Annotated in this window: 16 protein-coding genes; 7 read left to right on the plus strand and 9 right to left on the minus strand. The window is 33.6% G+C overall.

The window, feature by feature from the left end; translation table 11 throughout:
- Nucleotides 1-23 precede the first annotated feature (23 nt).
- A complete protein-coding gene (locus ACQKP0_RS01635; RefSeq protein WP_427404061.1) occupies nucleotides 24-1,601 on the minus strand; it encodes an ABC transporter substrate-binding protein in 1,578 nt (525 codons plus the stop codon).
- 395 nt (nucleotides 1,602-1,996) lie between these two features.
- On the opposite strand from ACQKP0_RS01635, the gene ACQKP0_RS01640 reads away from it, so the two are divergent.
- Both ACQKP0_RS01640 and ACQKP0_RS01645 read left to right on the plus strand, forming a co-directional pair.
- Nucleotides 1,997-2,533, plus strand: coding sequence for a ribonuclease H-like YkuK family protein (locus tag ACQKP0_RS01640; RefSeq protein WP_427404062.1), 537 nt, complete (start codon nucleotides 1,997-1,999; stop codon nucleotides 2,531-2,533).
- 638 nt (nucleotides 2,534-3,171) lie between these two features.
- Nucleotides 3,172-4,098 carry an alpha/beta hydrolase family protein gene (locus ACQKP0_RS01645; protein ID WP_427404063.1) on the plus strand — a complete coding sequence of 309 codons (927 nt, stop codon included), beginning with the start codon at nucleotides 3,172-3,174 and terminating at the stop codon, nucleotides 4,096-4,098.
- Nucleotides 4,099-4,243: 145 nt separating this feature from the next.
- Here the strand turns inward: ACQKP0_RS01645 and ACQKP0_RS01650 are convergent, their stop codons facing one another.
- Nucleotides 4,244-4,975, minus strand: coding sequence for a DUF3298 and DUF4163 domain-containing protein (locus ACQKP0_RS01650; protein ID WP_427404064.1), 732 nt, complete (start codon nucleotides 4,973-4,975; stop codon nucleotides 4,244-4,246).
- 201 nt (nucleotides 4,976-5,176) lie between these two features.
- A complete protein-coding gene (locus tag ACQKP0_RS01655) occupies nucleotides 5,177-5,851 on the minus strand; it encodes a GNAT family N-acetyltransferase (protein ID WP_427404065.1) in 675 nt (224 codons plus the stop codon).
- Nucleotides 5,852-6,102: 251 nt separating this feature from the next.
- Between ACQKP0_RS01655 and ACQKP0_RS01660 the strand changes: the two genes are divergently transcribed.
- The 3 genes from ACQKP0_RS01660 (at nucleotide 6,103) to ACQKP0_RS01670 (ending at nucleotide 7,265) form a co-directional block, all read left to right on the plus strand.
- Entirely contained in the window at nucleotides 6,103-6,225 is a 123-nt protein-coding gene (locus ACQKP0_RS01660; protein ID WP_427404066.1) for an FbpB family small basic protein, read from the plus strand.
- A 266-nt stretch (nucleotides 6,226-6,491) separates the two neighbouring features.
- Entirely contained in the window at nucleotides 6,492-6,998 is a 507-nt protein-coding gene (locus ACQKP0_RS01665) for an RNase A-like domain-containing lipoprotein (RefSeq protein ID WP_427404067.1), read from the plus strand.
- Nucleotides 6,999-7,265, plus strand: coding sequence for a hypothetical protein (locus tag ACQKP0_RS01670; RefSeq protein WP_427404068.1), 267 nt, complete (start codon nucleotides 6,999-7,001; stop codon nucleotides 7,263-7,265).
- A 96-nt stretch (nucleotides 7,266-7,361) separates the two neighbouring features.
- On the opposite strand, the gene ACQKP0_RS01675 is transcribed toward ACQKP0_RS01670, so the two are convergent.
- Nucleotides 7,362-8,276 carry a hypothetical protein gene (locus ACQKP0_RS01675; protein WP_427404069.1) on the minus strand — a complete coding sequence of 305 codons (915 nt, stop codon included), beginning with the start codon at nucleotides 8,274-8,276 and terminating at the stop codon, nucleotides 7,362-7,364.
- Entirely contained in the window at nucleotides 8,260-8,784 is a 525-nt protein-coding gene (locus tag ACQKP0_RS01680; RefSeq protein ID WP_427404070.1) for an RNA polymerase sigma factor, read from the minus strand. The genes ACQKP0_RS01675 and ACQKP0_RS01680 overlap by 17 nt, the downstream gene beginning before the upstream one ends.
- Before the next feature lie 253 nt (nucleotides 8,785-9,037).
- Here ACQKP0_RS01680 and ACQKP0_RS01685 point away from each other — a divergent pair, with 253 nt between their 5' ends.
- Nucleotides 9,038-9,511, plus strand: a complete 474-nt coding sequence (locus ACQKP0_RS01685) for an 8-oxo-dGTP diphosphatase (RefSeq protein WP_427404071.1) — start codon at nucleotides 9,038-9,040, stop codon at nucleotides 9,509-9,511.
- Between the two features lie 91 nt (nucleotides 9,512-9,602).
- On the opposite strand, the gene ACQKP0_RS01690 is transcribed toward ACQKP0_RS01685, so the two are convergent.
- Both ACQKP0_RS01690 and ACQKP0_RS01695 read right to left on the minus strand, forming a co-directional pair.
- Nucleotides 9,603-10,373, minus strand: a complete 771-nt coding sequence (locus ACQKP0_RS01690) for a class I SAM-dependent methyltransferase (RefSeq protein WP_427404072.1) — start codon at nucleotides 10,371-10,373, stop codon at nucleotides 9,603-9,605.
- Between the two features lie 48 nt (nucleotides 10,374-10,421).
- Entirely contained in the window at nucleotides 10,422-10,961 is a 540-nt protein-coding gene (locus ACQKP0_RS01695; RefSeq protein ID WP_427404073.1) for a GrpB family protein, read from the minus strand.
- A gap of 187 nt (nucleotides 10,962-11,148) precedes the next feature.
- On the opposite strand from ACQKP0_RS01695, the gene ACQKP0_RS01700 reads away from it, so the two are divergent.
- On the plus strand, nucleotides 11,149-12,237 hold the full coding sequence (locus ACQKP0_RS01700) for a GerAB/ArcD/ProY family transporter (RefSeq protein ID WP_427404074.1): 1,089 nt from the start codon (nucleotides 11,149-11,151) through the stop codon (nucleotides 12,235-12,237).
- A 143-nt stretch (nucleotides 12,238-12,380) separates the two neighbouring features.
- Here the strand turns inward: ACQKP0_RS01700 and ACQKP0_RS01705 are convergent, their stop codons facing one another.
- Both ACQKP0_RS01705 and ACQKP0_RS01710 read right to left on the minus strand, forming a co-directional pair.
- Nucleotides 12,381-15,308 carry a PAS domain S-box protein gene (locus ACQKP0_RS01705; protein WP_427404075.1) on the minus strand — a complete coding sequence of 976 codons (2,928 nt, stop codon included), beginning with the start codon at nucleotides 15,306-15,308 and terminating at the stop codon, nucleotides 12,381-12,383.
- Between the two features lie 436 nt (nucleotides 15,309-15,744).
- Entirely contained in the window at nucleotides 15,745-16,350 is a 606-nt protein-coding gene (locus ACQKP0_RS01710) for a TetR/AcrR family transcriptional regulator (protein WP_427404076.1), read from the minus strand.
- Between the last annotated feature and the right edge of the window lie 19 nt (nucleotides 16,351-16,369).

Raw genomic sequence — 16,369 nt, forward strand, 5'->3', positions numbered from 1 at the left:
TCCCCGGACTTTTTGAACAACTTTTAATAAGAAAGTTTTGACATATCCTCAAACGTATAAACAGGTACTAATCCAGCTTCATCAATGCCTTTGATTCTTGAATCAATCGCAAGGATACGTTTGTTTTCTGTAAGAGGATAGAATGCTGCGTCATCGATAATGATTTTTTGAATTTCTTCATAAATCGCTTGACGCTTCGCATCATCTTTCTCTACACGACCTTGATTAAATAGTTCATCAACTTTTTTGTTGCTGTAATGCATATAGTTTGCATTGCTATTTGTCACAAATAAGGAATTAAATGTATCTGGGTCTATTCCCATAATGTACCCGCCTAGATACATATCAAAGTCCGTTTGCACGCTTTGCATTTTTTTACTTAATGCCGTTGCGTCCATTCCCACAAGCTCAACATTAATGCCAGCGTCTTTTAAATTTTGCTGAATAACAGCTGCTTGCTTCTGCTGAATCGGATTATTAGAAGTAAACGCAAGCTTTAATTTTAAGTTAGGAACCCCTGCTTTTGCTAATAGGTCTTTTGCTTTCTTTGTATCAAAAGAATATTTCTCTACATTATCAGTAAAGTAAGTTGCTTTTTTAGGTAATATAGAATAAGCAGGCTCAGAAAACTCTTTGGAAACATAACTTGCTGTATTGATTTCATCACGATTCATTGCATAGGCAATCGCCTGTCTTACCTCTTTTGATTGAACAGCTTTTGAACTTAGATTAAAGGCTAAATAACCAATTCTGCCTTCGTCATATGGCATAATCTTAATATTAGAATTGTTTTTGAACTTGCTTGCTTCTGAAGGCTGAATCGCAAAAGCATTAATTTCACCTTTTTGAAGAGCCATTGTAGCTGTATTTGCATCCATAATAATTCGGTAAACTACTTTTGAAATTTTCGGTGCCCCTAGGAAATAATCATCATTCTTTTCAAAGGTAACGCTTTCCCCAGCTTTATATTCTTTAAACTTATATGGTCCAGTACCTACCGGAGTAGCATTTTTAGGGCTATTCGCAATGTTGGATTCTCCTTCGTAAATATGTTTAGGCATAATGAAGATGTTCCCTAAAGCTTCCATTGCCCCCATACTTACCTCTGGAAGAGTGAATTTTACTGTATAGTCATCTACTTTTTCAACTTTAACCGGCTTATTATTAAAGATAAGCTGACTTCTTGCCCATCCGCCATTTTCTTCTTTTAACATTTGATCATAAGTAAAGACTACATCATCTGCAGTAAATGGCTTTCCATCGTGCCATTTAACCCCTTTTCTTAATTTAGCTGTGTACGTTAAGAAATCAGATGATGGTGTCATACTTTCTGCAAGGAAGTATTTAATATCGTCTTTCCCGTTATACATATATAATGGAGAATAAATTGTTTTGATCTCCATTAATCCGTATCGATCCCCTGTTGTGATAACGTTTACTGCGTTCCCCGGATCCCCGTCAATCCCATAAACAAAAGTATCAGGTTTACTTGATCCATTATTTGAGCTTGCATTATCTGATGATTTTGATGAACAACCTGCTAACACAAGAAAAATACTTAGCAAAACTGCTGCAAGCATATTTACATGTTTACGACCCATTTGATTATTCCCCCTAGATGTTATTTTGTAAAATAAAAGGATGGTAGATTTTATGTAATTAAATCCTACTATTCTTATATGTTTTACAAGATATTATTCTACACGATAAAAATTAATAGGTAAATAAAAAAATTCAGCCAAAAATCACCATAATTCCTTGCATAGTCTGCTTATACTAACATTGTTTCTCTATTCCTTTTAATTCCTTAAGCTTGGTTCAATTTCCATTTGATTTTTCCTAGTTATAATATATTTACATCATTTTATTAATGAAACTGACAACCTGTACTTATAACTTATATCTTTCTTCCGTTGCACGACAAAAAAGCTTTTTCCATAAGATGTATTAAAAAAATGCGAAGGAACATAATTGTGAGAAAGATGTGGTGAGCAATATGACACTTTATCCCGTTTTTAACTATCCTTTTCAAAACCTGCAAGAAAATAATATGTCGTTTGAAGATGTATTTACACATATTGTGAATTTCATGGAATTAAATCCAAGTGGCAACTACCGATTAATGGTGGGGACCGATTCCCAAGTTCATAGTACTCATACCGTTTTTATTACCGGGATTGTAATTCAACAAGTAGGAAATGGTGTATGGGCATGTATAAGAAAAAAGATTATCCCAAGAAAGATGACTCAATTGCATGAACGTATTTCTTATGAACTTTCTTTAACTGAAGAGATTGTTTCCATGTTTACAGAAGATAGAAAAAATCAGTTAATTAATATTGTTCTTCCTTATGTGTATCAAAGAGCAACATTCACAATGGAAGGACATATTGATATCGGTGCTGGCAAACGCAACAAAACTAGCGAGTTTGCAAAAGAAATGGTAGCTAGGATTGAATCTATAGGGGTTGAACCAAAAATTAAACCGAATGCATTCGTTGCTTCAAGTTATGCAAATAAGTATACAAAGTAGAAACTGGTTTATATAAAAGGAATGCTTCTGGAAAATAGATAGAGATTCCGTTTTTAACGTTTGTAGGTGCCACTAACTAGAAATGATAGATAGGTATAATACTTTTCTATCCTCCTTCTCGTATCTTGAAAATATCCTCTTTCCGAACACCCCCGTCATCCTCAAGCGATTTTTTAGATATTCTAATATAATAGGAAAAGAGATAAAACGTATGCTATGAATAGATGTACATAATGTTCGAGCTTGAACTTATCTCAAGACTAGGGATAGCTGGATATTTGTAGGTTTTGAACGAGAAAAACGGTTTAAAGGAGCAGGCTTAGGTACACATTTAGTTGCCGTTTGCAGGTTACTTAAAAATCTATTTTAAAGCGGAAAAAGATGTACAAATAGCACTTTAAATATACTCATAAATACCAATCAAATCACAGATAGTAAAAATTTATCCCATTCTTTTCAACGAAATGGGATTTTTAATGTTTACCTTTATGTACTCCGTGTTAAATATTAATCAGCAGATTAAACGTAATATTATTTTAATATTTTATAAATGATAGTATTTTTGTACTAGATAAAAAGGGAATATATGAAGAAAAAAATATTTATTATATGTTATGCATTGAATGGAGGTAAACAAAATGGCTGATGAAAAAGTTGTTATAGGTTCCGAAACAAAGTACCCGCTTAATGGAATATTGACCACTCCTAATGAAACTAAAAAATTGTTTCCTGCGGTTGTATTAGTTCACGGCTCTGGTCCAAATAATATGGATGAAAAAATAGGCAATAATTATCCTTTTAAAGACCTTGCTGAAGGTTTGTCAGAAAAAGGAATTGCCGTGCTGCGATATGACAAGAGAACATTCGTATATGGTAAAGAAATGAGAAAGGATACTGGAATATCAGTTAAAGAAGAAACCATTGAAGATGCCATCCTTGCTGCCGATTTCTTACGAAAAGATTCACGTATTGATTCAAATAAAATCTTTATTGTAGGTCATAGTTTAGGAGGGATGTTAGCTCCACGAATTGATTCAGAAGGTGGAAATTTTGCTGGAATTATCATTTTAGGCGGTTCTCCACGTAAATTAGAGGAAATTATGATGGACCAAAATAACGATGTTTTAAACTCGTTAAATAAATTTTTGAAAATGATTGCTAAAAAACAAATAGCAGCATTATCATCCAAGTTTGGCAACATCTATAACCTGAGTGATGAAGAAGCTAAATCGACCTTAGTTTTAGGGAAATATGTTAGAGCATACTACTTCAAAGAAATGGGTGAACATCCATCTATTCAATATCTCAAAGAAATGGATAAACCTGTATTCATTTTGCAAGGTGATAAAGATTTCCAAGTATCTGTACAAAAAGATTATAATGGTTACAAAAATTTATTAGGTGATATGCCAAATGTAACATTTAAACTATATCCGAACTTAAATCATTTGTTTATGCCTTCTGTTTATGGCGAGATACTAAAAGCGAAAAAAGAGTATAAGGTGGCACAACGAGTAGACAAACAAGTTATCAATGACATTTCAGACTGGATTCTTTCAATTTAGGAAATATTCAACTGAAGTTTTAGAAAACTCACAGTAACGTAAAAAAAGAGACCAAATCGCTATGCGAAGTGGTCATCTATTTTATTTGCTAAATGTATTGTTTCTTCCAGTCAACTGAACCCTTTAGGAATGAACTGCTACTTTTTTATTTATTCGGTTTAGTAAAAGCAGTTAATGGGATTTTGAACTCGGGAATACCTGCAGCGTATGGTGTATATTCATATAAATCGAAATAAACGACTATTTGATCCCCTTGTAAATAGAACTTTTGGTTTTTGCTAATTGATTTAAAAGGTTCAATTAAATCTATTTTTCTTTCCTTAATTTGTTTTTTAATTACTTTATTAATTATTTCTTTATAATTTGAATCACCTTTGGCAGCATCCTTTAGAGTAAGTTGCTTTCCAGTTTTCATATTGATTGTATAAGCAATTTGGTCAGTCATACCGTGTGCTCCACCTGTATAGGAGTAATTTGTAAAAGCGACACTTAGTATATCATTTTTATTATGTTTGACCTTGTAATCAGATGTATAAGTATTTTTTACTTTTTCCGCCTTTTTTAAGCCCTTCGAATCCTTTTTTGCTTGCTCGTGAAGTAGTTTTGCATTTTTTAAGAACAATTCATTGATCTTCGATTCCACTTTTACATTTTTTATATCTTTCAATTGAGGATAGCTAGCTTTTACCGTAGCACCGTAATAGCTTTTATTCCATTTACTGCGAATAATCGTAAAAGATTCTTTTTGTTTGGTAACATGTGTAACCTGTTGTTGACTGCTTTTTTGGTTAGAAGCATAAGTTGACACACCTGCAAAAAGTGAAGTTGCTAAAACAGCAGAAGCAATTGTAGTTTTAATTACAGTACCCTTATTCATTAAAATCTTCCTCTCTAACATTTAAGTAATTTCTACATTTTATTTATATTACATTTGCATATCTAAGTCGTTACAAAACAGTTACAATATTTGGTTCTACTTATGTAAGAAAAGCGGATTAGTCCTCCAACCTGACGAAACTGTGGGGGACTAATCCCTACTGACTATATTAATTTAATATTTTTAAATGCTTCTTGCCTATTAACTCAAATGAATATCCGTACCATATTGAATCAATTGCAGTTTCTTCGCCACAGACTGAGATGAAAAATTGTCCCATGAAGTGCTATACAATGCCAATCTTCCTTGTTTTTGCACCTCTCTTGCCCATGCATTTGAAACATCTACACCATACCCTTTTCCCCGAAACTCTTCAAGTGTGTATAAACTTGCCTCATCGCCTTTAGATGTCTGTCTTGCACTGCAGCATAAAGAAACAGCCATATCGTTTTGAACAATAGCAAAACACGGCTCCTTATATTCGAATTCATCATATGTATAGGGAAAGTGAGGCAATAAGAGTTTTTTATTTGACTGAGTGACCTGTATCGCCTTCGTTGATCTATTTCTCACTTCCGGAAAGATAAATGCTGGTCCTATCCAAACACTACGAATCGGTTGGACTTGGCTTAAAATATAGATTATTTCCGCCAAGCGTGAACTTGGATCTGTTCCAATAACTTCTTCTAATTTTTTTACAACATCATCACTAAGACCTTTATGATATCTAACTATAGGACCTTTCCTTGTACCACCGATAAAAAATCTTGGTGCAGCATCATATGGGGGTTCGTTTATATGTGTTATTCGCCCTTGCTCATCAGAATTAAACAAAACATTTACATGAATCTCCATAAGCTCCAAATCGGAAAACAATAAGCATTCCTCCTAAAATACTGTACACATTCTCTCACATAATCATCTTCCCATAATTCAGGAGCCCATGCCCCCATTAAAGATACCTCCGAATTGAAAAAAATAAATTTATTAAAGTAATTATACATTCTTTAGAAAAATATGACTTCCCTCTCTCAGTAGAATTCGAATACTTCACAAAATATTCATACTATTTCATTCAATTAGTGGTTTTATCAGGTATAATGATAAGAAGAAAGGATGTGTCATTTATGAGAAAAACTTTTTCTTTAAAAGAACTCGTTGATAAAAATAAATTAGAAATAAAAAAAGATCAGAAAGCTTTAGAAAAAATAGAGAGAAAAATCGACAAAAAATACAGTGTTCAACAATAATATAGATTTTAAGTGAAAAGGGGTCCTATGAGTAGGATTCCTTTTTTATATCCTTTGGTGTCAGGCACCGCTTGTGGACTTTTCGTTAATTTTTCCACCTCATATGGACACTTTTTTATTTTGGTGGAATTTTTCCCCTTTCTGTCCACCGTGGATGGAAAAAAGCTTAAAATGTCCACGGATGGTGTCAGGCACCATCATATGGCACTATCATTTCTTTGGAAAGATTTCGTTTTTCTTGTATACTGTTTCACGAGGTGACAGAAATGAAATGGATTCGGTTATTTTTGGCTGCATTATTTACAGCTGTAATACTTATGGGATGTAGTCTATCTGTTGAAAAACAGAATGAAAATTCTAAGACTCAACAAGTAAGTGACACCATTCTTGATGAGATGGAAGGTCCTCCAAAGAATGGACATACTTTGGAAAGGCATGTAGGCAAGTCAGATCGTGAACTAGAAGAACGGATTAAAAGGGACCATGTGACAGCTGCCAGTACATACTATGACAAAGAAACGGCGATTAAGGCAGTCCGAGAGAGCTTAAGTATTCATGATAATGAAATCAAAAAATGGCTTGATGAATCAAATCGAGACCGTATTGTGCTAAATACCCATCATTCTTTTCCAGTGGGAAAAACAGTGCTCAAATCAGACATGAGTGTACATGAAGATATACATGATACAATCACAGTCCTAGCAAAAGATCCATCTAGTCAACTAAAATATAAGATTATCACTTCTTATCCAAATTTAAAGCGAGGAAAATAAATGTATCCGGAATTTCAATATTTTTTAGAAGCGTATTGTACACTTGGCCTAGAGACGGAAGAGGTATGGGAGGCAATCGAGCAATTTAAAAAAAGCGAAAATCCAACGGTTCAAAAGTCGTTGCTGGTTGAACTGCAAAAAGTCTTGAATGATGGGGATTTGGCAATAGCAATAGAGATGATTCCAGAACACGGATATAGACAATTTTCCGCTGAGGAAACAGCGATGTTTTTAAAACATATTGTAAAACAACTTCAAACAGAGTGAAAGTAAATCATTACGTTTTCAGCTTGTCGAGAAGGGGTATTTTTTCTCGACAAGCTTATTTATTTTGTTCTTGTAACACGATACTTTTTATAGGAATTATTCGTCACGATAAGGGTAGAAAAACTCATATGTTATCGTTTTTCCTTCCCTGGTGATTGTGACTACCTCGTTTCCGTCCCTAGATACAAAAGTATCAGAGCCATTTTTTGTAGATTTTTTCTTCCAATTTCCTAGCCCCTCTGTGATTTTTTCTAAATATGAATTGTATAACTCAGAAGATACATTTTCCCAATGATATACTTCTTTATTTGAAGAAATAGAAATTGGCTGTATGCCTACAGGAAAAATCATTTTCCCATAACCGTGGGTAACATATAGCTGGTTATGATAAATATAAGGTTCCATACCTTTGATTCGCAATGTTGAAATCGCTGTAAAAATATCAGCATACTCCAGTTTAGGATAATCGAATGTAAAATGAAGGTACTTTCCTTCCGGTAGTGTGATAAAAAAATGGTACCGTATAACTACATCCATCATTTTTACATGCTCGATATACATCGATGTCGGATAAGGAAAATGTTCAAGTTTTTCCTCTACAAACATTGGCAAACTATTAATGATCTCATTCATTTCTTTTTCCGTTACTTCATTAACAGAACCAACTTGCATAGATTTATTTATTTGAAATAGAGCCAAGCCGCCTTCTGATTTCTTACTATATACATCACTTAATTTCCAACTGAACTGAGTAAATTCAATTGTCGACTCGTTTCCTGAATGCTGCACCTTACTTTCCTGCTGAAAGAACAACCAAAATCCTCCACATATAAAAAAGAACAAACAAGTTGCTAATATACTTTTCCATAGAAAAAATGGTGTGTTGGAAGCGGAACTCTCAGGAGAATCTTGCATTGATTTCCAAATCCTTGATCTTGTTACTTCTTTTTCTTCGATCGTTGGCTTAAGGTGTTGCAGCAGTTTCCATTGGTTATCATAATGTTTGCTCAACATGTTCACCACCTTCTATCGCATTCTTTTTTCTAAGTGATTGCAGTGCTCTTGATAATGTTTTTCGAACCTTTGCTTCAGACCAGTCAAGAATTCTCGCAATTTCCTTTGTTGAACATTCCTCAACCTTTTTCAATATTATGACTAGGCGGTAATTAGGCTTTAGTTTTTGAATAGCTGTAAATAGTTGGTTGACACTTTCTTTGTTTTCTATATACTGTTCGAGGTTAAAGGAAGATGATATCTCACGATCAAATGAAATGAATCTGTTTCTTTTTCGTTTTCGAATTTCGTCTAAGACTAAGTGCTTCGCAATACTAAACAGCCATGTTTTGATGCTGGATCGGTGATCAAATCGATCATATGCTGTGTACGCTCGGACAAATGTATCATGGACAAAATCCTCACAGCACTGTTTATCGCCGATCATAAATAAAATAAATCGATAAATGTCTTCATAGTACAGCTCATACCACTCCATAACGAGTTGCCTTTTATCTATATTCAAATTCCTCCCCACCTACTTTCCCTCTTTAACTAATCAGTCGTATGAAACGCAAATTTGTGACACCCATTTTTTTAAAATCTTATGAACATTTCATTATGTAAATATTCAGATTCGTAGTTTAGACTTTGCAATTTTTACGCTAAAATGATAGTAATATAGAATTTACTTAGCTTCGATGATCATTATCATACGTTTTTGTTAGTTATACTCATACATAGACTAACGGATATTTTTAATTTGAGGGTGAGACAAAGTGAATGAAGGTGTGAATTATAAATTCTGGACTGTCTGTATGGTCCAAGACGGAGATAAAGTACTATTATTAGATCGGCAACACGACAATTTTAAAGGATTTATTCCTCCTGGCGGGAAAGTTGAGTTTCCCGAAAGTTTTGTCGAAGGAGCCATTAGGGAGGTTAAGGAAGAAACAGGATTAGAAGTAAGCAACCTCAATTATAAAGGGCTTTATGAATATGTGAATCCCGAAAAAAATGACAGATATATGATTTTTAACTATATCACTAAAGACTTTAAAGGAACGCTTTTGGAAGATTCTCAAGAAGGGAAACCTGTTTGGGTTCATATTGATGAAGTCCACAATCTTCCTATGCAAAAGTCCATACGAAGAAGATTCCCTTTGTTTTTTGAGGAAGGAACTTTTGAAATTCAAGTTGAATGGGATAATGAAAAAAATCAAGAGGGGAAAGTTACCATTAGGAAAACATGATTAGTATTTACAAAGGAGCAAATTTCTACTCCTTTGTAAATACTTATTATCTATGGGCTTCTCTTCTCCTACTACTCTAGCTATAGAATGATCATAGTTTCCGAAATCGCAAAATGATCACAGGTGGGATCTCATACCAATCGAATTTATGATCCTCTTTTTCCTTTTTGAAACTAGGCTCCTCTATTCCATCCAATACAAAGTTTGATGAGAAAAATAGATCTAAATAAAAGGATAAAGACCGGTGAAACATAAGGTGTGGAGTTGGTTGGCCTTTGATGCCAATTGCTTTATAAGGTTTAGGAGTTAAGTAGCTGGAAATTTGTATACTATTCCTAGTGATTACTTCGCCATTCATGTCCTCGGTTTCATGTATTTTTCTAATTCCAGGTGTTTGAAAGCAGGGGTGTACGATGGAAAAAACAAAAGAACCATTGGGCTTTAACAGCTTTTGAAGAGCTTTAATTAATGGAGTTATTTCAGCAACATCCATTAAAGCCATATTTGCTACAGCACTATCAAATTTTTCATTCCCAAGTTCAATTAATGAATGATAATTTGTAGCATCCATTACTTTATAATCGATACAATTTAAGTATTCTTCAGATCTTAGTTTTGCTCTTTCAATCATCTTAGGACTATAATCAAAAGCGGTAACCATAGCACCTAATTCTGCAAGTCTCCTTGAAAAATTCCCATTGCCACAAGCAATATCTAAAATCATTTGACCTTTTTTAACGTCTAATAATTTTTCGGTATATGGTCTTATCAATTCACGATGAAATCGGTTACTGCTTTCGCCCATATAATCATCCCAAAATTCGGCATTTTCTTGCCATTTAGATTGAGAATCTTTTACCAATTCCTTTCATTCACTCAAGTCGATGTTCTCCTTTCAAAAAAATGATTTTCATTGCGAAAGTTCATTTATAGAAGTTAAACTTTGATACCAAGCCATTGCTTTTTGTTCTATCTCAATAGCTAAATGCTCCTTCCCTTTAATGTATGATTGAATATCAAACGGATATCTATTAGACAGCACTTCTTTTAAGTTACCATATTTTTTCACTGCATCGGGATGTGCTCTCAAGTAATCTCTAAAGGCAAGGTGGCGTTTAATATGAGGATTTTTGAATTCATAAATATGGATATGATGAGTTCGAGAATCTCCCCCTTTTTTGAAATACCGACGTCCGGATATCCCATTTTCCCCCTTCGGTTCATACCCCAAAGCTTCCATTTCTTTGTTGAACTTATCTATCAAACTAATATTCTTAACTACAGGCATTATATCAATAATTGGCTTTGCTTTTAGTCCTTTTACTGAAGTGCTGCCAATGTGATGAATATGGATAATTTCGGGGCCAAAGACTTTTTTTAATTTTTCGGCTTCTTCTTCAAATAATGAAACCCATTGTTCATTATATGGTGTTACTTCTACTATTCTCACTCCAACTCCCCCTCGTTATGTAAAATTCTAGTTGATTCCTAAAAGTTCCTGCAAAATAAAATAATATTAAGAAGCATAGATATCACTATTTGGTAAACACTAAGTTTAATGTCAAATATTGGGGTTTGCTAATATAGTAACAATTAAAAATACGTTGTTGTATTCAGTATTGTCCGGGGGTTTTACAATGCAGGCAGTGCCAGAAAACCGAAAAATATCACCATCGCTCGTTTTTTTCACTGTGCATGGGATACAATTCGGTGTCGGTGTTTTAGGTTTTCAGCGAACAATAGCACAAACCGCTGGATATGATTCTTGGATTTCTGTAATCATTGCAGGGATAGGAACCGCAATGATTATGTGGATTATTTATAAAATAGTAGAAATTGGAAAACAAGATCTTTTTGAAACACATCGATTTGTATTTGGAAAATGGATTGGTGCACTTTTCAATACTGCTTTTATCCTTTATTTTACAATTCATATAATTACCTATATCCGCTCTTATATAGAAATCGTTCAAGTTTGGATGTTTGAAGATATAAATATTATTTGGTTCAGTTTATTCCTTTTACTCCTTTGTCTTTATATCGTTAACGGAGGATTTAGAACGGTTACCGGGATGATGTTTTTTAGTGTCGTTCTCCCAGCATATTTTGTGATACTATTTGGTTTTGCGCTGCCTTATGCCGACTTTAGACACTTATTACCTCTTTTTGATCATTCGACTAAAGATATCATGAAGGCCTCACATCAAATGATTTTTACGTATAGTGGATATTCAACATTTCTTGTTTACTATCCTTTTATTAAAGATCCGAAAAAATCTAAAAAATGGGCTTTTTTGGCCATAGCAGTATCATGCCTTCTCTTCTTATATATAGCAGTTATTTCATTTGCCTATTATAGTGAGGAAGAAATTCATCAACTTATTTGGGCTACCTTAACAACATGGAAAATTGTACAACTTCCTGTTGTTGAACGTTTTGAATATATCGGAATTTCCAATTGGTTCCTAGTCGTCATACCGAATGTTGCTCTTGCCCTTTGGTGTGGAAGCCGAATAATAAAACAAACCTTTCATATTTCCCAAAGAAATGGTGCTTTATTAATAAGTGTTATTGCATTAATGGCAGTACCTTTTTTTAAAAGCCGTAACCAAATTAATACATTAGGCAATTTAGTAGGAAATCTATCCTTTCTTGTTGCTTATATTTATATTCCCTCACTATTAATTCTTGTATGGCTTGTAAAGAAGGTGAAGAAAAAAGCATGAAATCATTTTTTCTTCACTTCTTCTTTTGTTATAACTATTTAAAGATATGTGCAAAATCAACTTATCGCTTTGAAACATTCTGACCAGCCGCTTTCTTATAAAAGAAAAGCGCACTATAATTGAACAATAGATTTATACAGTGACTATTCTCCCGCTTCAGTATAAGAAAATGAATGATTACCACAGATAGGAAGAATGACCTCAACTTTCGTTCCTTTATCCAATTCACTTTCAATAAATAATTTCCCTTGATGAGCTTCAATAATTTTGTAACAGATCATTAATCCTAAGCCGATTCCTTCTTCTTTAATACTATAAAATGGTTCTCCTAGATATGGTAAGCGATCCTTTGGAATCCCACATCCTTGATCGATAATGCTAATACAAACTTCTTGATCATTAGATTTATTGACTTGAATCAAAATTTCTCCCCCCAGCGGCATCGCTTCAAAGGAATTTTTCAAGATATTAATAAACACTTGGTTTAATTGGTTCCTTTCAAGAGGGATCAATGGAATACCCGATTCAAACTTAGTTCTAATCTGGACATTATTCATCGTAGCTTGATGCTCAAATAAAAGTGTAGCCTGCTCTACTAACTTATATATGTCACTGGGTTGAACCTTTACCGCCTGTGGTTTGGCAACCGCCATAAATTCATTAGTAATCCCTTCTATACGACCAATCTCTGATAACACGAGATCTATATAACGATTTTTATTCTCATTTTCTGCTGACCCCAATAATTGGATAAATCCTTTCATTGTGGTTAAAGGATTGTTAACTTCATGGGAAATTGCAGTGGCTAAATGTCCAACTACAGCAAGTTTCTCCGATTTCCGTAACAATTCTTCTGTTTTTAAACGTTCAGTGATATCTCGAGAGATAGCCAATAACATGTCCTTTCCACCCAAGTTAAAAACTTGGAGACTAAATTCAACATCTATTCTTTGGCCTGTTTTAAAAACATATTCGTCTTGTAAAGTGAATAAACGTTCTCCTTGTCGAATTTTCTCCATCATTTTTATATAAATTGTCGAATCTTTGGGAACAATTTCGGTAAAAGGCATTGAGAGAAATTCATCCCTGCTGCACTCAAATCTTTCACACCCAACCGGATTTACTTCAATAAATCGAGTGGGAAGTCGCTCTGCATTCAATTCTACTAAGTATACCGCATCAGCTGCCTGTTCAAATAGAAGACGATATTTCATTTCACTTTCTTTTAATGCTTTTTCCATTTGTTTATGTTCTGTAATGTCTCTTAAGATGCTGACAATTGCCGTAACATTTCCCTTCTCATTTACAATTGGGGAAACAAAACTGTTTACATCTACGAGACTTCCATCTTTACGCTGCTTAATCGTTTCAAACGACATCACATGCTTACTATTCTTTACTTGTTGAAGGATCTTTGTACACTCCTCAACTAAAAAATCGGGAATAATCGGAATTGGTCTTCCTATCACTTCTTGTTCAGTCCAGCCAAATACTTCTTCAAATGCTTTATTCACTTTTATGATATGTTGTAAATCAAATATGATAATAGAATCCACTGTGTTTTTAAGAAATAGGTCCAATTGTTGTTTAGTCGATTGCAGATCTTTTTCCATTTTCCTATTTTCAGAAATATCTTTTACAATTCCATATTCCCCAACTATTTCATTATCTATATATATCGGGAAATTTTTTACTTTTACATCTACTCGGTATCCATATTTGTGGATAACCGCCGCCTCATATTCCTGAGGCTTTCCTTTTATTGTTTTCTCAAAATATTTCATTGCAATTTCTAGATATCCTGGATAAAAGAGTAATGGTAGATCTAAATTTTGCAGCTCTTCAGCCGTATATCCAACCATTCTCTCTAAAGCAGGATTCACATCCAATAAATTTCCCTTCAAGTCACAAGAGTAGATTCCGTCAGGATTATGATCAAAAAAGGATTTATAAAAATCATCACATTTAACCATGTTTTTCACCAAAGCATGCTTCTTTTCGTTAACATTGCGAGCTGAATCTACGTTATTGCTCTTTGTTAAGGACTGATCTTTTACACTTGAAAAAATACATTCAGAGGTAATGGAAATTTTATTAAAACTTGGTAAATTTGGAGGAATAACGTGAATAATGGAGCCTATCGGCATTCCTCCATAGATATAAGGTGTTAACTCAAAACGCCAAATTCCTTTTACATATTCAAATTCCCATTGTGTTCTTGAAGTTAAAGATAACGATAATGATGGCATGCCCACCAAAAAATGATTTGAATCAATCAATTTTTGCTCATACAGTATTGGTGATGCTTTAACTACTTTCCATCCTCGATCTAAGACGACTAGAAAGGAATTTGACTGCAGAGAAATATTTTGACTTTGGAAATATTCAAGCAGCTTAAAGCGTTCTAACTTAAGTTGATTTAGCAGTATCCCGGTTACATCTTGTGCTGCTGAAGTTACTGCTGACAAAAAATAGGGATGGTTCAAAGCCCATAGCCCTGTCATATCAATGATTCCTATAATTTTATCAGTAGCAGGATCCCGGATAGGAGCAGCTGCACATGTCCAATTTTGTACCTCTTGGCAAAAGTGTTCCCCGGCAAACACTTGAATTGGAGAACCTGTAGCTATAGCAGTTCCAATTGCATTTGTCCCTGCACTATTTTCTGCCCAAGATGAGCCAGCGACAAAATTCATATCCTCAGCTTTAAGCATGATTGACAGATCTCCTTCTAAATGAACGATTTCACCGGAAGGATTGCTAAACGTTACCAGCTGGCCCGCATCCATATATTTATCTTTTAATTGAGATAATACTGGTTTTGCGATACGAAATAATGGATCCATAGATACATAGTCTTTAATTTGTTCTTCATCGAGGTTGATAGAAGTCCTGCTTTGAAGCGGACTGATTCCTTGATCCAAACAACGTTTCCATGAATCATACATTAAACCACGGATTGTTGGTGCAGTATTATTACCAGAAATGAAATTTTCCCACTCACGTTCAAGCTTTATTTTTTCTAACTTTGGACTAGTATACTTATCTAGAGCATTTAAATTATTTATCATAGCTATTCCTCCAAATAAATAAATGTAGTTGTACTCTTATCACATCGAAGTTTTTTGAATATCATTATTCTGTATATTCAGAATATTAATGATGCCGATAGGTTATTTTTGGAGGACTAAGTCCATTTTTTTAGCAAGAAAAATCTATCAATAAATCATTTTTTTCAGTACTGTACAAGTAGGATAATTTATAGTTATATAATACAAAAAAAATTTCATTAGTAAAAGTAAATGATTTTGTTAAGAAAACATTATTTATTTCTGGAATAGAATGGCTTATCACAGGACTTTACGTATGCAATAAAAAATTATGAAACAAACTAACTATAATAAAAAGCACTGATCATTATTTCATCAGTGCTCGATTCTCTCTATTTAGAACAAATAAATTTTTTGATCGTTTCTTTATTAAAGTTATTAATTGGTCACGGAACCCTTATCCCCGGATAAGGCCCTTTTTCAAAAGGTTCAGTTCAATTATATAATTATTTACAGCTTCATCATAAGTTAATTCACGTGAAAATTTGTCGATGATATTACGAAAGGTTACTGAAGTAATGATTTGCATGACATGAAATAATTCCTTATCATCTGAAATGTTCAAGTTGGATTTATTGATTAATGAGCTGATTTTCTTAAAATTTTCGTTCATTTCCTGATCGCTAATGCTTCCTGCAAATGTTCTTTCGATTTTATACGTCATATTTAAAAAAGTATTTCTTAAGAAATGGAGATTATCTTCTTTTTTTATAATTAATTTAAAAAAGTCGAGCATCGTATCAAATATATCACCATTATTTTTATTTAGGATGAAAACGAAATTGTTTTTGTTTTCTTTTACGAGTTGATTTAATAAAAAGAAAAAAGCATCCTCTTTGTCTTCAAAGTATTGATAAAAGCTGCCTCTTGGTATGCCTGCTGATTTTACAATATTAGAGATCGATGCTTCATATAACGGCACCCTTGAAAATTCTTTTTGCAATGCATGAATAAGCATTTGTTTTTTATCTTCTGGTAAATTAAAAAAAGTTAGTTTTGGCAATTTAGACTCTCCTAATTTA

This window comes from Heyndrickxia sp. NPDC080065 (genome assembly GCF_050281185.1).
In the GTDB taxonomy this organism is placed as follows: domain Bacteria; phylum Bacillota; class Bacilli; order Bacillales; family Bacillaceae_C; genus Heyndrickxia.